The sequence below is a fragment of the Algibacter sp. genome, assembly GCF_049667265.1.
Taxonomy (GTDB): domain Bacteria; phylum Bacteroidota; class Bacteroidia; order Flavobacteriales; family Flavobacteriaceae; genus Algibacter_B.
Map to the genome: position 1 here is coordinate 1 of NZ_JBATHX010000189.1, position 6,057 is coordinate 6,057.

Consider the following 6,057-nt stretch of genomic DNA (forward strand, 5'->3'; position numbering starts at 1 on the left):
GATCCAGCAGATAATGGCAAGTTTAAATCACCTTCACTTAGAAATCTGGCATTTACTACGCCATACATGCATGATGGAAGATTTCCAACTTTAGAAGACGTTATAAATCACTACAGCGAAGGCTTAAAACATTCAGCTACCATTGATCCTTTAATGAAAAAAGTAGCCCAAGGTGGTGTGGGTTTATCTGATGAAGATAAAGCCGATCTAAAGGCATTTCTATTAACCTTATCAGATTATGAATTTATAAGCAATATCAATTTTATTATAGAATAATACTACATTTGTATGTATTTCATCGAAAAAAAGATGTTTTTCGTCTAACATTTTATATTTTTATTTAAATTGGCTTCCCGAACTATTCTAAGTATGAATAAAAGAATAACATCCAACGTATTTTGCTCAACCTATGGGCATAATTATTTTCGTTTAAGTCAGGCCAATGACAATACGCCTGAGTTAATTTGTAAGTGCTGTAAAAGTTATTTCAAGTTTGAAGAAAATGGCTCTATATCGGCGGTTTCACATAAAGAAAATGAAAAATTTTCATCCATCCTCTACAGGAAAAGAACTGCTTAAGTTCCAAAAATTCTATTTTATATTTTTCATGTAACTCAAGGTATTAACCTTTATTTAAGTGTATCACAAACTGATAAGAAAAACCTATCAAACTATATGCTAATATAATGTTAGGTTATTCCATTTTTAGTGACTTATATTGTATATTTGTGCTCTATTTAGAAACTGTCTTAATAAAAGCATTAATTCATTACTAAATTTAATATAGAAAATTATATGATAAAAGTCTCTGAAACAGCTAAGAAGAAAGTAGTTGAGTTAATGACCGATGATGGTTATAATGCTACTACAGACTATGTTCGCGTTGGCGTTAAAAGTGGCGGTTGTTCTGGTTTGTCTTACGATTTAAAGTTTGACAAAGAACAACAGGAAGGTGATAAAGTTTTTGAAGATAATGGCGTGAAAATCATAGTTGACAAAAAAAGTTTTTTATACCTAATAGGAACCACACTAGAATATTCAGGAGGTTTAAACGGAACAGGTTTCGTTTTTAATAATCCTAACGCTAATCGCACTTGCGGTTGTGGCGAATCATTTTCATTATAAAAATCAGAAAGCATTATGTCGAAATATACCGAGGATGATTTACGTGAAGAATTAAAAACCAAGGAATATGAATACGGGTTTTACACAGATATAGAATCTGATACATTTCCTAATGGTTTAAACGAAGATATTGTTCGTGCTATTTCTAAAAAGAAAGAAGAACCAGAATGGATGACCGAATGGCGTTTAGAAGCCTTTAAAGCTTGGAAAGAAATGACAGAGCCAGAATGGGCAAATGTGCATTACAAAAAACCAGATTTTCAAGGCATTTCTTATTATTCTGCACCAAACAGTAAACCAAAATACGATAGTTTAGACGAGGTTGACCCTGAGCTTTTAGCAACATTTTCTAAATTAGGAATCTCTATTGACGAACAAAAAAAATTAGCTAATGTAGCCATGGATGTTGTTATCGACTCCGTTTCTGTTGCAACAACGTTTAAGAAAACATTAGGTGAAAAAGGGATTATATTTATGAGTATTTCTGAAGCTATAAGGGAGCATCCAGAACTTGTAAAAAAATATTTAGGAACCGTAGTGCCACAAAAAGATAATTTTTATGCGGCATTAAATTCAGCTGTTTTTAGTGATGGATCTTTCTGTTACATCCCAAAGGGAGTTCGTTGTCCAATGGAATTATCAACATATTTTAGAATTAACCAAGCAGGAACAGGACAATTTGAAAGAACTTTAGTAATTGCTGATGAAGGTAGTTATGTAAGTTACCTTGAAGGTTGTACTGCACCAAGTCGTGATGAAAACCAATTACACGCAGCAGTTGTAGAATTGATTGCTTTAGATGACGCAGAAATAAAATACTCAACAGTACAAAACTGGTATCCAGGAAATGCTGAAGGTAAAGGTGGTGTCTTCAACTTTGTTACCAAACGTGGTTTATGTGAGAAAAATGCAAAAATTTCTTGGACCCAAGTTGAAACTGGTTCTGCTGTTACATGGAAATACCCATCTTGTATTTTAAAAGGTGATAATTCGGTTGGTGAGTTTTACTCAATAGCTGTTACAAATAATTATCAGCAAGCTGATACTGGAACAAAAATGATTCACTTAGGAAAAAACACGAAGTCAACTATCATTTCGAAAGGTATTTCAGCAGGAAAATCACAAAACAGTTACCGTGGTTTAGTACAAATAAATTCTCGAGCAGATAACGCACGTAACTTTTCGCAATGTGATAGTTTATTAATGGGTAATGAATGTGGTGCTCACACGTTTCCATATATAGAAGCTAAAAACAAAACAGCAATAATAGAACACGAGGCAACAACCAGTAAAATTGGTGAAGATCAAATTTTCTATTGCAATCAACGTGGTATAGATACTGAAAAAGCTATAGCTTTAATTGTAAACGGTTTTAGTAAAGAGGTTTTAAACAAACTCCCTATGGAATTTGCTGTGGAAGCTCAAAAATTATTAGAAATAAGTTTAGAAGGTTCAGTAGGATAAACTTTTAGTCATTCCTTCGAAGGCAGGAATCTCATTAATTGAACCGATTATATTATCAAAAATGAAAAAAGCATTAATTCTATTTGTATGTTTTACAGTAATAATAAGCTGTAAAAACGATTCAAAATCAGAGCAAAAAGAAGAAACAAAAACATCCGATGACGCTAAAACAGCAAAACAAAATGATGGGCTTACGTTATTAAAAGGCGAGTTTGTGTATTATGATGGTGCTGCCGTTTTACAAACACATTCTGAAATTTATGGTGTTTTAATTACTGATAAACTTGAAGAGCTAAATAACCAAGCGCAACAATTTAAAACCGAACCAACGGATATGGTTCAAGTTGAAATACGAGGAAAAATATCAAACGAAAAAGACGAAAAAATTCTTTGGGAAAATAAAGTAGAAGTTGTAGAAATATTAAACGTTAAACCTACACCTAAAGAAGCAGACAACGTTATAAAACTAGGAAACCAACAAGAATAAAAAAACACAAATTACAAACATTAATTCCGAGTATAATATAAATTGGAATTTTGATTTTGTTATTTAGAATATTAAAAATAAAGTATGTTAAAAATTAACAATTTACACGCGAGTATTGACGATAAAAGCATTTTAAAAGGTGTTAATCTTGAAGTAAAAGCAGGAGAAGTTCACGCTATAATGGGACCCAACGGTTCTGGAAAAAGCACATTGGCAGCTGTTATTGCTGGCAAAGAAGAATATGAAGTTACCGATGGAAATATCATTTTTGAAGGTGAGGACATTGAAGAATTAGCAGCTGAAGAACGCGCTCATAAAGGTGTGTTTTTATCATTTCAATATCCTGTTGAAATCCCTGGAGTATCTGTAACTAACTTCATGAAAACAGCCATTAACGAAACTCGTAAAGCTAAAGGATTAGAAGACATGCCTGCTAAAGACATGTTGAAATTGATTCGTGAAAAATCTGAACTTTTAGAAATTGATAGAAAGTTTTTATCGCGTTCATTAAATGAAGGATTTTCTGGAGGTGAAAAGAAACGAAATGAGATTTTCCAAATGGCTATGCTAGAACCTAAATTAGCTATTCTTGATGAAACCGATTCTGGTTTGGATATCGACGCACTTCGTATTGTAGCTAATGGTGTAAATAAACTTAAAAGTAAAGACAACGCAGTTGTGCTAATCACGCACTACCAACGTTTGTTAGATTATATCGTGCCTGATTTTGTGCATGTACTTTATAACGGACGTATTGTTAAATCTGGAGGGAAAGAACTAGCACACGAGTTAGAAGAAAAAGGATACGACTGGATTAAAGAGGAAGTGAACGCGTAAAAAGTTGGCAGTTTGCAGTCTTCAGTTCGCAGTAATGCAACATACGACTAACGACAAACAACTAACAACTAAGAAAATGGATTTAAAAGAAAAATTAGTATCATCATTTTTAGCCTTCGAAAACAAAGTCGATATTGACGCCTATGTTCATGATGTTAGATCGGATGCAATAAAAATATTTGAAGAAAAAGGGTTTCCTTCTAAAAAGGAAGAAGCTTGGAAATACACCTCTTTAAACAGTATTTTAAAAGAAGATTATAGTGTTTTTCCAAAACAAGAAAACGCTTTAGATTTTAATGATGTTAAAAAATATTTCGCACACGATATAGACAGCTATAAAGTTATTTTTATAGACGGTAAATATTCATCGCATTTATCTCAAACCACACACGATGGTATTGATGTATGTTTAATGTCATCAGCTTTAAACAAACCAAAATATCAATTAATTATTGAAAATTACTTCAATAAAGCTGCCGAAAAAGATAGTTTAACATCGTTAAACACAGCATTTTCAAGTGAAGGCGCTTACATTAATATTCCGAAAAATAAAGTTGTAGAAAAGCCAATTCAAATTATACATTTCTCAACTGGAAATGAATCGGCTACCATGTTACAACCACGAAATTTGGTTGTAGTTGGCGAAAATTCACATGTTCAAATTATTGAACGTCATCAAAGTTTAACCAGCAATCCGTTGCTAACCAATAGTGTTACCGAAATTTTTTGTAACAAACGTGCCATTGTCTATTATTACAAAATTCAAAACGACAATGAAAATGCATCGTTAATTGATAACACCTTTATCAAACAAAAACGAGAAAGTATAGCTTCGGTGCATACCTTTTCTTTTGGCGGTAAATTAATTCGAAACAATTTAAATTTCTACCAAGAAGGTGAACGCATCGATTCTACCCTAAAAGGCATTACTATTATTGGAAATAAACAACATGTTGACCACAATACTTTGGTGCATCATATCGAGCCAAATTGCGAAAGTCATCAAGATTACAAAGGTATTTTTGACGATAGTTCAACGGGCGTTTTTAATGGTAAAGTAGTGGTTAATAAAGAAGCTCAAAAAACCAATGCATTTCAAGCCAACAATAATATTTTAATAAGCGATAAAGCATCTATAAACACCAAACCGCAATTAGAAATTTTTGCCGACGATGTTAAATGTTCTCACGGATGTACCATTGGTCAATTAGACGAAAGCGCTATGTTTTACATGCGTTCGCGTGGTATTCCAGAAAAAGAAGCCAAAGCACTTTTAATGTTTGCCTTTAGCAATAACGTACTAAGTTCGGTTAAAATTCCAGAAATAAAACAACGTATTACCCAAATTATTGCTACCAAATTAGGAGTTGATATTGGATTCGACCTATAGTTCCTGCGCAGGCAGGAATCTCCTAATGAGAACTAAATTATTAATTTTTTGAAGCTAATCCCGCTTTCGGCAGTCGCTCTCTGCGAGGAGCTCCAACAAATGCCTCTATCGGGGCTATTTTAAGTATTACACATGAAAAAAATATTTACTCTAATTTTTATTTCTCTTGGAGCTTTATATTTATATTCTCAAGAATCATCCTATGGATTATTATTAAACACTAACTACTATGATGTAGCAGTAAAAAATGGGAGTCAAATTGGTGGAGAAGTCACACAACCTCCGTTTGGAATCGGTGTTTTTTATGATTACAATTTTTCAAACAATCTAGGATTTAAAACTAATTTATTCTTTAGTTCTAATAAGGAAAGATACCATTACTATCAAATAGGCAGCAATAGTCGAGTTGATTTAAACAAAAAATCCATCCAAGTTAGTCCTCATTTAAAATACGATGTAAGGAAAGAATACAATAAAGGTTTTTATCTTATGTCTGGTCCAAGATTGTCTTTTGTTTTAAGTGCAAAAGATAATGATGGTAATAAAATAGAAGATTTTTACAAAAAAGTGGATTTTGGGATTCAATTAGGTTTTGGGTTTAACTTCTTAAAGCATTTTGGTTTTGAAATTCTTGGGGACTATGGTTTAAATGATATTTCCAAAACAGAGCCGATAGTAAAAACAGCAGGCATTCATGCAAACTTAACTATTAACTTAGAGCCAATACTTAATAAGTAATGTTCAACGTAAAAGA

At 32.6% G+C, this 6,057-nt stretch carries 6 protein-coding genes and 1 pseudogene; all 7 read left to right on the forward strand.

All coding sequences use genetic code 11. The annotated features are described in order from the left end of the window. Nucleotides 1-276, forward strand: a pseudogene (locus WBN21_RS07095) (cytochrome-c peroxidase); the annotation flags it as partial. A 519-nt stretch (nt 277-795) separates the two neighbouring features. After that, on the forward strand, nt 796-1,125 hold the full coding sequence (locus tag WBN21_RS07100; protein ID WP_424198806.1) for a HesB/IscA family protein: 330 nt from the start codon (nt 796-798) through the stop codon (nt 1,123-1,125). Between the two features lie 15 nt (nt 1,126-1,140). Continuing rightward, entirely contained in the window at nt 1,141-2,589 is a 1,449-nt protein-coding gene (gene sufB / locus WBN21_RS07105) for a Fe-S cluster assembly protein SufB (RefSeq protein ID WP_424198808.1), read from the forward strand. Between the two features lie 61 nt (nt 2,590-2,650). Continuing rightward, nucleotides 2,651-3,076 carry a hypothetical protein gene (locus tag WBN21_RS07110; protein ID WP_424198810.1) on the forward strand — a complete coding sequence of 142 codons (426 nt, stop codon included), beginning with the start codon at nt 2,651-2,653 and terminating at the stop codon, nt 3,074-3,076. Nucleotides 3,077-3,160: 84 nt separating this feature from the next. Next, nucleotides 3,161-3,913 carry a Fe-S cluster assembly ATPase SufC gene (sufC, locus tag WBN21_RS07115; protein WP_424198812.1) on the forward strand — a complete coding sequence of 251 codons (753 nt, stop codon included), beginning with the start codon at nt 3,161-3,163 and terminating at the stop codon, nt 3,911-3,913. A 76-nt stretch (nt 3,914-3,989) separates the two neighbouring features. After that, nucleotides 3,990-5,303: a Fe-S cluster assembly protein SufD gene (gene sufD / locus WBN21_RS07120; protein ID WP_424198814.1), complete on the forward strand. Its 1,314-nt coding sequence runs from the start codon at nt 3,990-3,992 to the stop codon at nt 5,301-5,303. A gap of 132 nt (nt 5,304-5,435) precedes the next feature. Further along, entirely contained in the window at nt 5,436-6,041 is a 606-nt protein-coding gene (locus tag WBN21_RS07125) for a porin family protein (protein ID WP_424198816.1), read from the forward strand. Nucleotides 6,042-6,057: the final 16 nt, after the last annotated feature.